The organism is Peribacillus sp. FSL K6-1552 (genome assembly GCF_038005205.1).
Taxonomy (GTDB): domain Bacteria; phylum Bacillota; class Bacilli; order Bacillales; family DSM-1321; genus Peribacillus; species Peribacillus butanolivorans.
Window position 1 is genome coordinate 5233493 of the sequence record NZ_JBBOST010000001.1, and the last position, 14817, is coordinate 5248309.

A 14817-nucleotide genomic window follows, 5' to 3' on the forward strand; every position below is an offset into this window, starting at 1 on the left:
TCCCTCTATCGGTTGATTTAAACAACAGGCCGCAGCTTCAGCCTGCATTGAACAGACTGGTAAAAACTCTTAAACTTGACCCGCGAAACCCAGCCTTCGCTGTTTTATTTGAGCGAGGGCTAAGCTTTGATAGTTGATTTTCCTTTTATTTCTCCAAGTTCAGACTGTTAATATACTCTAAGCTTTCAGGACTTTTCACCACTTTTGCAGCTTGACCTGGATCTACCTTTGTTTGCTTCATATTGTAGAGTTTATAAGTTAGAACTCTTTTCGTTGACTCGTTAATTCGCTCCATAGGAACTTCTCCTGCTTTCACAGCTTCAAGTAAACCGTTATATACCTCAAGCTCATGCGAATATTCATGACAGACCAATAATAAATCCGCTCCTGCAAGGATTGCTTCTTTCCCCATATCTTTATAGGAAAAATACTTATTCACAGCGCCCATTTCCAAATCATCCGTGACGACAAGCCCTTCAAATCCAAGTTTTCCTCGAAGCAAGTCTTCAATGATAACCTTGGACAGGCTTGCCGGTTTTTCTTTATCATAAGCTGGATATTTAATGTGGGTGACCATCACGAAAAACTTTTGGTTATCCATTTCTCTAATTATTTTCTTGAAAGGATAAATATCCGAGTTTTCCAGGTCGAGCTGGTTTGCTTCCACAGAAGATGTTTCGACATGCGGGTCAATCTCGCTGCGACCGTTTCCTGGAAAATGCTTCAATGCTCCAGTAACGGAAGCATCGTTCAAGCCTTGAATCGCTTTCGTTCCGTATTGATAGACCTTTTCTGGATCTTTTCCCAGTGAACGGTTGTCCGTCTTTGATAAATCAAGAACTGGAGCAAAATTTATATTAATCCCCATAGAGTTCAGTTCTGTCCCGTTCAATTTTGCCACCTTGTACATGTCTTCAACAGAAGCATTTTCCCCAAGTTCCTGTTGCGAAGGGATTGGCGATACTCGTTCCCTCATTCGGATTATGTCTCCGCCTTCCTGATCGACGGCTACCATAAGCGGAAGCGAATGCGAACTACGATCAGCCGATTGCTGAAGCGAATTGGATAACTTCGCCACTTGTTTTGGCGATTTCATATTGCGGTCAAAATAAATGATGCCCCCTATATGTTTTTGTTCGATTAGCTCCGTAATTTCACTGCTCTTTTCAGTTCCTTTGAAACCGACCATCATTAGCTGTCCAATTTTTTCTTCAAGCGTCATGTTTTCAAGCAATTCTTCTATTTTTTCATCAGTATCTGTGATGACATTGATGTCGGTTTCTTCCTTACCGCCTTGCTCTTTTTCTTTATCTGCTGTGTTTTCTACCTTCTCGGTTTCTTTGGATTTCGTATCCATATTTATTTGAACGAGCACCACCGTTAATAACGAAATGATAGCAATGAAGAGCAGTACGATATACTTATTTTTTTTCTTCATTGTACTTTTTTATCCTTTCGTTCCATATCAGAATCCGCAAGCTTCCTTCCGGAGATTCCCTTCATTAGATACCCATTGCTTCCCCATATATGGACTAACGTTACGCCCTCCTTACAGTCCTCGTTGAAAATATCAATAGAGACAGTCTCTTTACTATTCATTAATTCTACTTTTGCTAATGACACTTCATTACTCATATTGTCCGTCATTCCTTTTCTGCAAAATTTATTTTTCTTTTTCGACTGTACTGCTTAAATCGTAATTTCTATTTGTTCTCTCTTAATAATGTTCATAAATGACCTATTCTATTTCTTCCTTAGGAATTTATTGCATAAAGCATAAGCCACGTACCCCATACTATACATACCCCAATACAAAGGAGATACAAACCCTTATGGACGGAATCTTAAAGAATCTTGCCGATACTATTAGTCATGCAGTTGATTATGCAAAAGAAAAAGTAACAGACATCACAAGATCAACATCTGTTACGATTTTGCAGTTGAGTGAGCATATTATGAATCAGCCTGAAACCAAGCAAATGGAAAAAGACCTTTTAGGTATAGTTTATTCTTTTTATCATTTACAAAAAGAAGATGTTTCGTATTATTTGGAAATGAAAAGCTCACATATTCTACAGTTGGACGTGTATTCACACGACCACACGATTGTTTCTTACCGGTCTTATCGCGATCATTCTAGCTTACCCACTCCAATAAAATTTCCAAAAAACCTTTTATCCGAATTAATATCCTGAATCGTTTAAATATATGTATATCCACAAATCAACAACACAGAATCAGAAGCTAAGGTAGATAATAAAAAAAGCTGATATCCCACCACATTGGAGATATCAGCTTTTTTGTGAATTGTGCACTAGAAACAAAGGTAAAACAGGATCTACTAGAGTGAGAAAAACTGATCTCTTTCTCTCGATATCCAATTCTCAGCATCTTCATTATCCTTTTTAACTAGTCGGTTAACGAGGATATCATGCCAAATGTAGTTTTCTAGAAAATTGATATGAACCGGATCATCTGTGTAAAACGCTGTTTCTCTTTCTTCAGAAGAGGGGCCGTAAATTGTCTCCTTGCCATCAATGGATAAGATAAACCATTTGTTCTCTCCAATATTGTCTACATAACTGGTTTTACGATGAATATCTATCCCTGGTAATGGGTTGTCAACTTGAAAAACAATACCTTTGAGATTACAATACGCTGCTGTATCTTTTAGCTCTTGTTCAAGTTTCTCGTACATCTTATCCCATATGGAAACAATCACTCTTTTCTCAGCTTTTTGTAATAAAGTACGACAAAAGGATAGAATATGCCGTTCTCCTTTAAGAGTCATTACACGGTTATCGGAAATGGGCTCTGTTTTTTCAAATTGCTTTAATGTATCACTTATGGATTGATAGGTATTGTTCCATTTTGTTTGAACAGATTCTAAAAATACATCGACAGGTAAAGGTGAATATTGAACCGAATCATTAATTTCTTCTTTTAACACGATTCCCTCTTCTTGAAGCCCGTTTAATATTTCATAGATACGTGCTCTAGGAATTCCTGATTCCTTGCTCACTTGATAGGCACTTGTTGGTCCTTGACGTACCAAAGAAACATAAGCCTTTGCTTCATATTGACTAAATCCTAGAGACTGAATTTTTTGAATGATATCTTGCATAGTACCTCCTAGTGCAATTAGTAAGTTATATCTATCATACCAAATCTCAATTTGAAAAGTTAAGAAGTTATAAAATCGTAAAAGTCTTATTTACATGGATAAATTTTTTAGTTACTATTTAAGTAGTAACTAAAAATGCCTTACTCTAATTTTTTTAGTAAAGTAGATAACTTTGGATTAAGGAGTCCCCATCAGCGAGTGGTTCGTCTTTAATTCTATTGATACGGAGGTTTCTTAGATGGAAGATATTAATATTTCTACACTTTTGTTGTTAGTATGTTTCGGATTTCTAGCAGCATTTATTGATTCTGTAGTCGGAGGCGGAGGTCTCATTTCTATACCTGCTTTATTATTTTCAGGTCTCTCCCCTACAGCGGCAATTGCTACAAATAAATTGGCCAGTTCAATGGGATCTTTAACAAGTACCATTGCCTTTATCCGTTCAGGAAAAGTCGATTTTCAATTAGTAGCAAAGTTGTTTCCTCTTATTTTCACAGGGTCCTTATTAGGTGCCTGGGTAGTCAATTTTGTCTCACCCGAATTATTAAAGCCATTGGTATTAGTTCTCTTAATAGCCGTTGCTATTTATACGATTCTAAAGAAAAACTGGGGACATGAATCGACTTACCAAAAACTCTCTTTGCAAAAAGCCCTTCTATTTTCATTAACTATATTTGCAATTGGTTTTTATGATGGATTTTTAGGTGCTGGAACTGGATCCTTTATATTATTTGCCTTTTTGATTATTGGTTTCGATTTTTTACACTCAGCGGGAAACGCAAAATTTCTAAACTTCGGAAGTAATATTGCGGCGCTCATCATGTTCATTTTTCTTGATGCGGTCAACTTTTCCTATGGGATACCGATGGGGATATCTATGATAGTAGGAGCTTTAGTAGGTTCTAAATTCGCCATAAAGAAAGGAGTAGCATATGTAAGAGTGTTATTTATCTTTGTTACTGTTTTCTTAATCATAAAAAATATTATTGATTACATAAAAATTTTGTAATCGTTTAAAAGCCGGCTTACCCTTAAGTTAAATTAGACTTAACATGTTTTTCGATTTGATTACACTCTTTCACACCTCTAAATGTGACATATAGGAATTATTTGGGTATATGATAGATAGATATAGAATGTGTGGAAAGGTGTGGTTGGTGATGAGTGAAAAGTGGAATGGTGAAGAAATGGTAGATGTAACTGGGAAAACGATTGTGATTACCGGAGCTAATAGCGGTATTGGCTTTGAAACAGCCTTTGTGCTCGCTAGTAAAGGGGCCGAGATAATTCTTGCCGTTCGGAATACTTCAAAGGGCGAAAAGGCTGTCGAAAGAATTACCTCCGTCTACCCTAAGGCGGACGTACGAGTGATGCAGCTCGATTTAAGTGATTTAAGCAGCATTCGTCATTTTGCTGATTCCTATTTGGAAAACTATGACTCACTTTCTGTTCTTATCAATAATGCAGGTGTCATGATCCCGCCTTACAGTAAGACGAAGGACGGTTTCGAGCTACAATTAGGAAGCAATCATCTCGGTCATTTTGCTTTGACAGGTCTGCTTCTTCCGTGTATTCTCTCTACACCAAAATCGAGGGTAGTCACATTAAGCAGCTTAGCCGCCATCAATGGATTTATTGACTTCGATAACTTAAATGGTGAAACTAATTATAAACCGATGAAATACTATGGGCAAAGTAAGCTCGCCAATCTTCTCTTCGCCCGCGAATTACAGAACAAGTTCAATCAGCACCAAGCCGACTCGATTAGTGTTGCCTGTCACCCTGGCCTTGCTCATACGAATCTTATGTCACGCGGATCAGGAAAACCGGTAAATAAGTTCGTCCACTTTCTTTCCAAAACTATCACCCAGCCTGCAAGCATGGGGGCGCTTCCGACTCTGTACGCCGCGACTGAACCTGCCTTAACAGGCGGAGAATACATCGGACCCGATGGAAAGAAAGGCAGAAAAGGCTTTCCTAAAAAAGACGATATTATTAATACTTTATATAATGAGGAAACCTCGAAGAAATTGTGGGATATTTCGGAAACTATGACAGGTGTCAAATATAGTTTTACTGCAGACATATTCAATAAATAATCATCGGGTCAATCACTTATAAAACATTCGTTAAAAGAGCAATTTTCAATGCTCTTTTTTATTTTCCCCTTTTTAAAAGAATGGGTGAGCCTTTGAACTACCCACCACTTATTGACCTTACGGTCTGATTGTAGTGGGGGATTCCTAAGAACATTAGCCTATCGGCCAATTTTTAATTAGGCTACTCCCGTAGTTCCTACGGTTAGAAGCCTTATGGCTTCATTCATTAGATTGAGTCCTGCGTTAATATCTCGATCGTGGTGAGTAGAACAAAAAGGACAATCCCATTCACGAAGATTCAGATGTTTAACGTCTTTATTTTGGTAACCGCAGCTAGAACACAATTGGCTAGAAGCAAACGTTTTAGATACGGTCACGATTTGTTTACCATACCATTTTGCTTTGTATTCCAACATTTTTTTGAATTGGTACCAAGATACTTCACTAATAGCTTTAGCTAGTTTGTGATTTTTCATCATATTCGACACTTGCAAGTCTTCCATTCCAATAACATCGTGGTTTTTGATGATTTCGGTAGAAACTTTATGTAAGTAATCCATTCGGGCATTTGAAATTTTTTCGTGTAGGATAGCCACTTTTCGTTTTTGTTTTTGATAGTTTTTGGCTTCAGCCAATGGTTTATTTTGATTCAAGGCTATTTCTTGTCGCCTTGAAAGAATCCGTTGTGCTTTGGCCAATTTCTTTTCGACCGTCCGGAAGAATTTTGGGTTTTGATAGACCGTACCATCTGAAAGAATAGCAAAATTCTTCAAACCAACATCTACACCGCACGAACGATTCGTTTTAGAAAGTACTTGTACATGGGTTTCCGCTAAAACGGAAATGAAATATTTACCCGAAGGGTTCCGCCTGATTGTGGCATTGATGATTCGCCCTTCGACTTCGCGGCTTTTAGCAAAACGAACTAGACCGAGTTTTGGCAATTTGATTTTGTTTCCAATTATTCCGATATTTCCATTCGTATATTTAGTCGTGTAGGACTGGATAGGATTCTTTTTCGATTTGAAGCGTGGTGACTTGTTTTGCTTTTTATAATATCGACTATAGGAATCTGCTAAATTTTCCACCGATTTCTGTAAGGCAATACTGTCTACTTCTTTCAGGAAAGAATACTCTTTCTTTAAAGCTGGAAGTTCTTTGATTGTTGCGTATTTATTCAGAAAAGAACCTTTCCATTCATTAGAGGGTAATTGGCCGTTCTGCTTCATTTCTTCACAAATATACCAGTAGGCATCTTTCTCCTTTTGTTTGCCTAAAAAGAAGTTATAGACAAAACGGGAGCAGCCGATCGTTTTATTGATTAGAACTAGTTGTTCTTTAGTTGGATAGATTCGAAATTTATAAGCTTTGTTTACGACCATTGGTTTCACCCCCTTATGTTATTATTAACTATCGAACGTATGTTTGTCAAAAGATTACTTTGGCTTATGCCAACCGCCATTCATCTCCCCCTTACCTCTGGGCTCTCGCCCTTCACACGCTTGAAGAGGGAGTCTTCTGGCGGGAAATGATAAAGGAAAGATACTAATAACATTAAAGAGGGGCGGTAAATGCTTAAAATTGAAAAAAAACTACTTTATATCAAATATTCTCAACGAAAGTCTAAGATCCTGATTTGACGAAAAAAAGACAAGCAATTTTTTGATTAGCTGTTGGCTCCCCCCTCTCATCTTCTTTCCAGATATGCTATGCGGTCCACACTAACATGGATTTTAAGACAAAAAAAAGAGGAAGCATAATGCTTCCTCTTTCTACATCCATTATTCAGCGTCAAAAACTTCGACTTTCTCCATTTTGTCGCCATTTTTCATAGCTTTAGCTGTTTCAAGTCCAGATGTTACTTTACCGAATACCGTGTGGACACCGTTAAGATGTGGTTGCGGTGCGTGAACGATAAAGAATTGGCTTGAGCCAGTGTCTTTTCCAGCATGTGCCATAGATAGGCTGCCTGCTTCATGCTTATGAGGATTTCCTACAGTTTCACACTTGATTTGTGTGCCGCTTCCGCCTGCACCTGTACCTGTTGGATCTCCACCTTGGCTTACGAAACCTGGGATGACACGGTGAAATACTACGCCGTTATAAAATCCTGTGTTCGCTAAGTTTTCGAAGTTAGCTACTGTGTTTGGTGCTTCGTTCGGGAAAAGATCGAATTCGATTTTTTCTCCATTTGCCATAAGTATGTATCCTTTTTTAGCCATGTAAAACATCTCCTTTAATATAAACTGAATCAAACCTTATAGTAACATTTTTAGAAGAAGAAAGAAAAGATAGAGCCATTTATTTTGAATTCAATCATTATACAGCTTACCGTCTTTTCTTATATAATTAGAATGATTTAAATCAAAGGGGGAACTAATTATGGTACAACGATTTGATGCATTAGTCGTGGACAAGCAAGAGGACCAATTTTCCGTTAGCATTCAGGAACTAACACTTGATGACTTACCTCAAGGCGAAGTGCTCATCCGCGTTCATTATTCAGGTGTGAATTATAAAGATAGCCTAGCTAGCATTCCGAATGGAAACATAGTCACAAACTATCCAATTGTTCCGGGAATTGATTTAGCTGGTGTTGTCGTTTCATCAGAGAATTCCCGTTTTAAAGAGGGAGACGAAGTCATTGCGACTTCCTATGGAATCGGCGTTTCCCAATCCGGGGGCTATAGTGAATTTGCCCGCGTTCCTGCAGAGTGGATTGTTCCACTTCCTGAGGGCCTTACATTGAAAGAAGCGATGGTTATCGGGACGGCTGGTTTTACTGCGGCCTTATCGGTTCTCCGTCTAGAAGAAAATAACCTCACTCCTGATCAAGGAAGTGTTCTCGTAACTGGTGCAACAGGTGGGGTCGGCAGCTTCGCGGTCTCGATACTTTCCAAGCTTGGCTATTCGGTTGAGGCGAGTACAGGAAAAGAATCAGAACACGGGTACCTAAAGGAAATTGGTGCCTCAACAATTGTATCACGTGAAGATGTCTACAATGGCAAGCTTCGGGCACTAGGCAAACAAAAGTGGAGTGGTGCGGTTGACCCAGTTGGCGGAGAACCACTTGCTTCTGTCCTTAGTCAAATTCAATACGGAGGTTCTGTTGCGGTAAGTGGATTAACAGCAGGTACCAATCTACCAGCTACTGTCTTTCCATTCATCCTAAGAGGTGTTAATTTACTCGGAATTGATTCCGTGAATTGCCCAATGGATACGAGATTGAAGGTTTGGCAGCGACTCGCTACCGATTTTAAGCTGGCACATTTAGAACATCTCATACAACAGGAAATTACCCTTAAAGATTTACCGGATGTCCTTCCTACCCTTTTAAAAGGGGAAGCAAGAGGCAGAACAATCGTTAAACTATAAACCAAAAAGTGACGAGAGCATTGACTTCTCGTCACTTTTCATTGTGAATTTTTATCGATAGGGAGAATGATATCAACGATAGTTCCTTTTCCTACTTCACTACTAAATTGGATTTCACCCTTATGCTCATGAATGATTTTAGTACTGACCATGAGTCCTAATCCTGTTCCTTTTTCCGTTGTACTATAAAAAGGCTGTCCTAAATGCTTTATACGCTCTTCTGAGATTCCACTACCCTGATCAATAAAGGAGATAACTATGGATTCCTCTTCATATTTTAACTGAATATGAAGTTTGCCTCCTTTAGGCATTGCTTCTATCGCATTATTAACGACATTAGTAAACACCTGTTTTAACTGAGTAGGCTCACCAAGGACCCATGCAAAATCCTTTTTATATTCTTTGATAATTTCAACGTCATTTATTATCGCCTGAAACTCGGCTAACATAATTACACTGTCTAATATATCGGTAAGCTGAATCGATTCCCAAACCTTCGCTTCAGGCTCTGCTAAACTCAAAAATTCATTGGCTAAAATTTCAATTTTCTCAACTTCACTTACAGTCATTTCAAGATAGTCCTTTTTATCGGGGCTTTCTCTCAATAGTTGTAAAAATCCTTTAACCGTTGTTAACGGATTCCTTATTTCATGTGCAATACCCGCAGCCATCTGCCCCACCGCAGATAGCATGTTAGATTTACAAAGTATTTCTTCTGTTTTCTTACGCTCGGTAATATCTCTGCAAAACACCTGTATGGCTGGACGGTCCTTATAAATAATCGGAAGGCCAAGTGTTTCTCCATAAAATTCTTGTCCATCAAGTCTAATGAACTTTTGCTCCAATAAATCAACTGCTTTATAATCGTCTCTCATTATCTTGATTCGTTTTTTTACAGTTTCTAGAGAATCAGGGTGAACGAACTGAAAAACGGACATGCCAATAATATCATCTACACTATCCATACCTAGCATTTTTGCCCCCATAGGATTCATATACTCAATGACCCCATTACGATGCACAAAAATCGCTTCAGGTGATACTTCCACTAAACTGCGATACCTTTCTTCACTTTCCTTCAAGGCAGCTTCAGCAAGCTTTTGATCCGTGATATCCCGATAAACGAAGGCCAATGCACTCGGCTCATTTTTATTGTCTCGGATAGTAAAAAGGGAGATGCTCACATTGATTAACTGGCCATCTTTTCTTTGTCTAACCGTTTCAAAGCCTTTCTTTTGTTCCCCTTCCCTAACCTGGCTATGCAATTCATTTACTGACTCCTTCAAGAATTCAGGAATAATCGGAAACGGCTTACCTATTATTTCATCATTTTTCCAAGCAAAAAAATCTTCAAAAGCAGAATTAACTTGAAGGGTTTTTCCTTCCAGATCAACGATAGAAATGGCGTCCGCATTATTCTCCATGAAAGACTTAAGTTGCTCTGTGATTTCCTCCGACTGTTCTCCCATTTGCCTTTGCCCATAATTAATAAGCCTTTTACTCATCAATTTTTTTATTCCTTTCTTATCCGGAAATTTACTGTCTCAATTTTACAGTATCAGTAAATCATTTGCTAGTTTTATCATATGATATTTTGATTACATACTTGACACACAAAGAGGCCAAACCTCCATATAAGGTTCAGCCTCTTTCCTAAAATGTATTATAAATATTCTCACATTCTTCAGCTGTGGGTTCATAAAAACAATGAAGCTTAAAACGCCCTACTAAAGGCTGGTTATACCAGGTTGCCGGACAATCTCCCGGTGGCCGAAAGTACCATAGGCTAAATTTTGAAGGCCATATCCTTTCACCATTTACACTACGACGCGCAAGTCTTATTTCTCTCTCTCTTGCTCGTTGATAAAAATACCCCTTCTGCACAGCTTCAAAGGCATGTTCCTGATAAATCATGTCTGGAATCGTCCTCAACCCTTTGAAATCGGAACAATTCGACCTTATCCGATTGACCCCTACATTACCGATCATCAGCATGCCTTGATCACCTTCACCCTCGCCTTCTGCTCTAAGCAATCTTGCCAATAAGGCTAGATCGGCGTCAGTGTGCTTTACAACGGCCATCCTATCACCTCCACTTTTTTTATCCTATGCCTAGTAGGTAGAAAAATGACTTCTTGATTTAACAAAACCTACATACACACTACATGTCCTATCAACAATGCGGCACTATACTTATGTAAGGGTGGATAGCACGCGTGGCTATCATGGTATTTGGCGAAGGCGGGGCCAGTACTTTTCATACATATAAAAAAGACGACACCTAATGTGCCGTCTTTTCCATTTTCCCATCAATCCTGCGGATCAAAAGCTGCTTCGAACGCTAAGGATACCTTTTCGAACTCCTCGTCCGTTTCGATATCGATTAGCTCTCCTTCACCTTCGACTCTGAAAAAGAAAATATCGATATCTTCCTCTGTATCTTCTTCAATGTCTTCAAGCAAGCCTACTGCTACATATTCCGTTCCTTCTACATCTAATGATCCCAGAACTTCAACTTCATGGCCCTCGTCATTGTCATCAGTAAGGGTGAAAACTTCACCTTCTCGAATTTTTCCCATAATATCTCTCCTCTCATATCCATTAATAATGGCGTTGTTCCCATAGTATATCTACTATTTCATATAGAAACAAATTTTTGCTTACAAAAAGATAAATTCTTTTCTTTCTGTGAAATATGTCACTATAGCCTCAATATATTTTTCGTATTCCCCTGTCCTTAACAAATGACTTCTCCACTATACATGTGTAGACAATACTTTTTCTTCATTAAGTATTGTCTATTGATTTATCGATCACTTTTCACGATTTACCAGTCCATTCTTCCTTCATTAATCATTTTTTTAATAATCAGACAAACACTACCTCAAATTGTAATTTTATAACGAATAATGTTATATATACTAATATTAGCATATTGCACCTAAACAGAAGGAGGAATATCCTTGGCTATAAAAAGAGTCGATCATATTGGAGTTGTTGTTAGAGATCTTGAAAAATCCATAACCTTTTATCAGGATGTTTTAGATTTAAAATTGAAATCGCGGGTGCCACATACTGATGGGGTAATCCAACTAGCATTCCTTGGATACAATGATTCAAACGAAACAGAAATTGAATTAATTCAAGGTTATAGCGACACGCTGCCATCCGAAGCAACAATTCATCATTTTGCCATTAGTGTCGATGATATAGAAGAAGAATATGCTCGGATTCAAGGCTTTGAAAACGTCGAGCTAATTGATCAAGAAATTGTTACCCTGCCCAATGGTTATCGCTATTTCTACATATATGGACCAGAAAAAGAATGGATTGAATTTTTCCAAAGATAATTATTAATAAAAAAGCAGAGTTGCTAAAACTTCTGCTTTCTTTGCGTTGCATCATAAAAAAACACCTCTCTTTTACAACAATGCTGAAATATATAGCTATATCATACCTACTAAAGGAATCCCCCTTCTCTTTAACCAAAATAAAAAGAACCTTACAGGTTCTTTTTTGGTTTAGCTGTTAGAATGCATATTTGAATAACCCATAATATAACGGTCCAAGACAGACGACTAATGTGATTGCAGTCAATAATTTACTAATAGAATCAGGTAATTCTTCCGCTTTCTTATCACTATTGTAGTCTTTGCTCATAAAACTGAAAATAATATCCCATAGCAAAGAACCAACAAATACGAATTTCCATACCAGAGGTGTAAGGATAGAGGTTTTCGTTATGTACCCAAATAACCCTACCCAAGTGATAATCGAAATGACAAAATCCATTTTTGCAAGAGAGGTTTTATAAGCACCTTTAATGAGAAAACCAATCGCAGCCGTTCCTAATATTCCTAAATAAATCATCCAAAATATATGTCCCATTACTCATTCCTTCTTCCCTATAATTCTTCAATTATATGAAGAACCAAAGGAAAAGGAAATCTCTTAATAATTGAAGCCATTTTCCAAACGATGTAAGCAGAAGTTTTGCATACAAGAACCACCACATCCAGGAACATTCGATACAGGATTCAATGAAATAAAAAAGGAAGTGGTGTGATGACTATTACGAATAAAGATGATTCAAGGGACCCTACCCCTGAATCACCTTTGCTTTTATCCCCGTTATTACCAGCTTGCCTTTTTGACACCAGGTAAATGTCCTTTATGAGCGAGGTCTCGAAAAACAATACGTGACATGTTAAATTTGCGCATATACCCACGCGGTCTTCCTGTTACTCCACAACGATTGTGAACACGTGTTGGTGAAGAGTCGCGTGGGAGTTTGGCCAATGCATCAAAGTCCCCTTTCTCTTTCAATTCCCTACGGATTTCTGCATATTTTTCTACCATCGCCAACTGTTTTTGTGCTTTTACTACTTTAGATTTTTTCGCCATTTGAATCTCTCCTTTTTTAAAATATAGCGAATGTTATTTAGGTTATATAATTCTATAAACTGTTCACGATTCGTTCCGCTGCCTATCTTTCTTTATAAAACATAATCATTACGATTTAAATCTCAAAATCATTTCGTTTCACGGTGAAGCGTGTGTTTCTTTAAACGCGGGCAGTATTTTTTCAATTCGATTCGATCCGGGTTATTCCGCTTGTTTTTCGTTGTGATATAATTTCGGTCCCCTGTTTCTGTGCATGCTAAAGTGATGTTTACTCTCATCTTTGTTTCCTCCTATTTAGTTTTTTAATGAACTATTTCCGTAAAAGCAGGTAATGGATCTTCATACAGAGACCAATCCTGCTGCAACTCTATTTCAGTCAATAAGCATTGATCTAATTCATTTTCGATTTCCTGTTGTTTCATTTGAATGCCAATCATCACTAGTTCCGTCATCCGGTCTCCGTAAAGATCATCCCAGCTTTTCAACAATTCAGGTTCATCCTGCAATATCTGCTGTTGTTCATCTTTAGGATAAGCTGCAATCCATTTACCTGCTTCCTGGATCATTAATGACGGTCCAGCCTGTGATAGCAGGCCTGCTGTATCATTTCTCGATGCCAACCAAAGGAAGCCCTTTGCCCGCACCACTTCCACCGGCCAACTTTCTAACCACGTCATCAGCCGCGATGGATGAAATGGCTTTTTCCTTCTGTAAACGAAGGAGGCTATCCCATATTCTTCGGTTTCTGGAATATGCTCTTCATTTAATTCCTTTATCCAGCCTGCTCCTTGGCTTGCCTTTTCAAAATCGAACAGATGGGTGTTCATGACTTCTTTTAGCGGCACCTGGGAATGACTCGTTTCAATGATCCGCGCATCAGGATTTATTTTTTGAAGAACCGCGTTCAATTCCGCAACTTCTTCTACTTTCATTAAATCGATTTTATTTAAAAGAATCACATTAGCGAACTCTATTTGGTCAATCAATAGATCAACCACTTCCCTCTGATCGTCCTCATCGGTTGCCTGCATTCGATCAATAAGAGTTTCCCCTGAAGCGTAATCCTGCCAAAAGTTCTTCGCATCAACAACGGTAACCATCGTATCGAGCCGACAAAATTTTGATAAATCAATTCCCACGTTTTCATCAACATACGTGAAGGTTTGAGCGACTGGAACGGGTTCACTGATACCAGTCGATTCAATCACAATATAGTCGATATTACCTTTTGTGGACAGCTTTTCAACTTCAATCATTAAATCCTCACGAAGTGTACAGCATATGCAACCGTTCTGCATTTCCACCAACTTTTCATCTGTCCGAGTAAACCCTCCCTGTTTGACAAGGGACGCATCAATATTGACCTCACTCATATCATTGACGATGACCGCAACCTTCAGATTCTCTCGATTTTCAAGGATATGATTCAGCAGCGTCGTCTTTCCCGCACCAAGGTATCCACTTAAAACCGTAACGGGGATTTTCTTATTTCGCATTCACAAACACTCCTTAAACATATCTGCATTTTAAATCCATTCACAAATCAAAATCATTACGATTTATTCCATGGAATTACTTTCTGTTTAAATCCACCCCCTTATAATAAAACGTAATCATTACTATTTGCAAGTTTTTTTCAAAATATTTATTAATTTCATTTTTCCTTCTATTACACCTTTTTTAATAGTATAAGAATCATAAAAATAAAAACAAAAATAAATGGAGGCCCAATCACACATAACAGCATGTGTAAAGAACCTCCAGTGCGTTTTTTTAGTTTATTGTACTCTCATATCCAATATTTTATTGGATTAT

At 38.1% G+C, this 14817-nt stretch carries 17 protein-coding genes; 5 read left to right on the top strand and 12 right to left on the bottom strand.

The genetic code is table 11. The annotated features are described in order from the left end of the window. Positions 1-145: 145 nt before the first annotated feature. Both nagZ and NST21_RS25130 read right to left on the bottom strand, forming a co-directional pair. Positions 146-1438 carry a beta-N-acetylhexosaminidase gene (gene nagZ / locus NST21_RS25125; protein WP_340891960.1) on the bottom strand — a complete coding sequence of 431 codons (1293 nt, stop codon included), beginning with the start codon at positions 1436-1438 and terminating at the stop codon, positions 146-148. Then, positions 1435-1635 (bottom strand): hypothetical protein, encoded by a 201-nt coding sequence (locus NST21_RS25130; RefSeq protein WP_340891963.1) that lies wholly within the window; start codon positions 1633-1635, stop codon positions 1435-1437. The genes nagZ and NST21_RS25130 overlap by 4 nt, the downstream gene beginning before the upstream one ends. A gap of 197 nt (positions 1636-1832) precedes the next feature. Between NST21_RS25130 and NST21_RS25135 the strand changes: the two genes are divergently transcribed. Next, positions 1833-2195, top strand: coding sequence for a hypothetical protein (locus NST21_RS25135; protein ID WP_340891965.1), 363 nt, complete (start codon positions 1833-1835; stop codon positions 2193-2195). Positions 2196-2341: 146 nt separating this feature from the next. Here NST21_RS25135 and NST21_RS25140 read toward each other — a convergent pair whose 3' ends face one another. Next, positions 2342-3124, bottom strand: coding sequence for a TrmB family transcriptional regulator (locus NST21_RS25140; RefSeq protein ID WP_056523112.1), 783 nt, complete (start codon positions 3122-3124; stop codon positions 2342-2344). A 238-nt stretch (positions 3125-3362) separates the two neighbouring features. Between NST21_RS25140 and NST21_RS25145 the strand changes: the two genes are divergently transcribed. Together NST21_RS25145 and NST21_RS25150 are read left to right on the top strand one after the other, a co-directional pair. Next, positions 3363-4133, top strand: coding sequence for a TSUP family transporter (locus NST21_RS25145; RefSeq protein WP_340891966.1), 771 nt, complete (start codon positions 3363-3365; stop codon positions 4131-4133). 151 nt (positions 4134-4284) lie between these two features. Next, on the top strand, positions 4285-5223 hold the full coding sequence (locus NST21_RS25150; protein ID WP_057218433.1) for an oxidoreductase: 939 nt from the start codon (positions 4285-4287) through the stop codon (positions 5221-5223). Positions 5224-5399: 176 nt separating this feature from the next. Here the strand turns inward: NST21_RS25150 and tnpB are convergent, their stop codons facing one another. Beyond that, on the bottom strand, positions 5400-6605 hold the full coding sequence (gene tnpB, locus NST21_RS25155) for an IS200/IS605 family element RNA-guided endonuclease TnpB (protein WP_340891969.1): 1206 nt from the start codon (positions 6603-6605) through the stop codon (positions 5400-5402). Between the two features lie 399 nt (positions 6606-7004). Beyond that, on the bottom strand, positions 7005-7445 hold the full coding sequence (locus NST21_RS25160; protein WP_057219229.1) for a peptidylprolyl isomerase: 441 nt from the start codon (positions 7443-7445) through the stop codon (positions 7005-7007). A 160-nt stretch (positions 7446-7605) separates the two neighbouring features. Here NST21_RS25160 and NST21_RS25165 point away from each other — a divergent pair, with 160 nt between their 5' ends. Continuing rightward, entirely contained in the window at positions 7606-8598 is a 993-nt protein-coding gene (locus tag NST21_RS25165) for an NADPH:quinone oxidoreductase family protein (RefSeq protein ID WP_340891971.1), read from the top strand. A gap of 38 nt (positions 8599-8636) precedes the next feature. Here the strand turns inward: NST21_RS25165 and NST21_RS25170 are convergent, their stop codons facing one another. The 3 genes from NST21_RS25170 to NST21_RS25180 form a co-directional block, all read right to left on the bottom strand. Continuing rightward, on the bottom strand, positions 8637-10103 hold the full coding sequence (locus tag NST21_RS25170; RefSeq protein ID WP_340891973.1) for a PAS domain-containing sensor histidine kinase: 1467 nt from the start codon (positions 10101-10103) through the stop codon (positions 8637-8639). 148 nt (positions 10104-10251) lie between these two features. Continuing rightward, the gene (locus tag NST21_RS25175; protein ID WP_057219225.1) at positions 10252-10680 is read right to left on the bottom strand and encodes a cell wall hydrolase; all 429 of its coding nucleotides are present in this window, start codon (positions 10678-10680) and stop codon (positions 10252-10254) included. Positions 10681-10907: 227 nt separating this feature from the next. Further along, positions 10908-11177 (bottom strand): DUF1292 domain-containing protein, encoded by a 270-nt coding sequence (locus NST21_RS25180; RefSeq protein WP_056523102.1) that lies wholly within the window; start codon positions 11175-11177, stop codon positions 10908-10910. A gap of 384 nt (positions 11178-11561) precedes the next feature. Between NST21_RS25180 and NST21_RS25185 the strand changes: the two genes are divergently transcribed. Continuing rightward, a complete protein-coding gene (locus tag NST21_RS25185) occupies positions 11562-11948 on the top strand; it encodes a VOC family protein (RefSeq protein WP_056523096.1) in 387 nt (128 codons plus the stop codon). A 178-nt stretch (positions 11949-12126) separates the two neighbouring features. Here NST21_RS25185 and NST21_RS25190 read toward each other — a convergent pair whose 3' ends face one another. The 4 genes from NST21_RS25190 to NST21_RS25205 all read right to left on the bottom strand — a co-directional run bounded on the left by NST21_RS25190 (position 12127) and on the right by NST21_RS25205 (position 14498). Continuing rightward, complete coding sequence (locus NST21_RS25190) at positions 12127-12486, bottom strand: hypothetical protein (RefSeq protein ID WP_340891976.1); 360 nt, start codon at positions 12484-12486, stop codon at positions 12127-12129. 246 nt (positions 12487-12732) lie between these two features. After that, the gene (gene rpsN, locus NST21_RS25195) at positions 12733-13002 is read right to left on the bottom strand and encodes a 30S ribosomal protein S14 (RefSeq protein WP_053348793.1); all 270 of its coding nucleotides are present in this window, start codon (positions 13000-13002) and stop codon (positions 12733-12735) included. A 128-nt stretch (positions 13003-13130) separates the two neighbouring features. Continuing rightward, entirely contained in the window at positions 13131-13280 is a 150-nt protein-coding gene (rpmG, locus tag NST21_RS25200) for a 50S ribosomal protein L33 (RefSeq protein ID WP_053348792.1), read from the bottom strand. Between the two features lie 24 nt (positions 13281-13304). Continuing rightward, the gene (locus tag NST21_RS25205) at positions 13305-14498 is read right to left on the bottom strand and encodes a GTP-binding protein (protein ID WP_340891980.1); all 1194 of its coding nucleotides are present in this window, start codon (positions 14496-14498) and stop codon (positions 13305-13307) included. Positions 14499-14817: the final 319 nt, after the last annotated feature.

Bases quoted from the DNA above. Each gene is read 5' to 3' on its own strand.
- nagZ (WP_340891960.1), bottom strand. From the start codon at position 1,438: ATGAAGAAAAAAAATAAGTATATCGTACTGCTCTTCATTGCTATCATT.
- NST21_RS25130 (WP_340891963.1), bottom strand. From the start codon at position 1,635: ATGAGTAATGAAGTGTCATTAGCAAAAGTAGAATTAATGAATAGTAAA.
- NST21_RS25135 (WP_340891965.1), top strand. From the start codon at position 1,833: ATGGACGGAATCTTAAAGAATCTTGCCGATACTATTAGTCATGCAGTT.
- NST21_RS25140 (WP_056523112.1), bottom strand. From the start codon at position 3,124: ATGCAAGATATCATTCAAAAAATTCAGTCTCTAGGATTTAGTCAATAT.
- NST21_RS25145 (WP_340891966.1), top strand. From the start codon at position 3,363: ATGGAAGATATTAATATTTCTACACTTTTGTTGTTAGTATGTTTCGGA.
- NST21_RS25150 (WP_057218433.1), top strand. From the start codon at position 4,285: ATGAGTGAAAAGTGGAATGGTGAAGAAATGGTAGATGTAACTGGGAAA.
- tnpB (WP_340891969.1), bottom strand. From the start codon at position 6,605: ATGGTCGTAAACAAAGCTTATAAATTTCGAATCTATCCAACTAAAGAA.
- NST21_RS25160 (WP_057219229.1), bottom strand. From the start codon at position 7,445: ATGGCTAAAAAAGGATACATACTTATGGCAAATGGAGAAAAAATCGAA.
- NST21_RS25165 (WP_340891971.1), top strand. From the start codon at position 7,606: ATGGTACAACGATTTGATGCATTAGTCGTGGACAAGCAAGAGGACCAA.
- NST21_RS25170 (WP_340891973.1), bottom strand. From the start codon at position 10,103: ATGAGTAAAAGGCTTATTAATTATGGGCAAAGGCAAATGGGAGAACAG.
- NST21_RS25175 (WP_057219225.1), bottom strand. From the start codon at position 10,680: ATGGCCGTTGTAAAGCACACTGACGCCGATCTAGCCTTATTGGCAAGA.
- NST21_RS25180 (WP_056523102.1), bottom strand. From the start codon at position 11,177: ATGGGAAAAATTCGAGAAGGTGAAGTTTTCACCCTTACTGATGACAAT.
- NST21_RS25190 (WP_340891976.1), bottom strand. From the start codon at position 12,486: ATGGGACATATATTTTGGATGATTTATTTAGGAATATTAGGAACGGCT.
- rpsN (WP_053348793.1), bottom strand. From the start codon at position 13,002: ATGGCGAAAAAATCTAAAGTAGTAAAAGCACAAAAACAGTTGGCGATG.
- rpmG (WP_053348792.1), bottom strand. From the start codon at position 13,280: ATGAGAGTAAACATCACTTTAGCATGCACAGAAACAGGGGACCGAAAT.
- NST21_RS25205 (WP_340891980.1), bottom strand. From the start codon at position 14,498: ATGCGAAATAAGAAAATCCCCGTTACGGTTTTAAGTGGATACCTTGGT.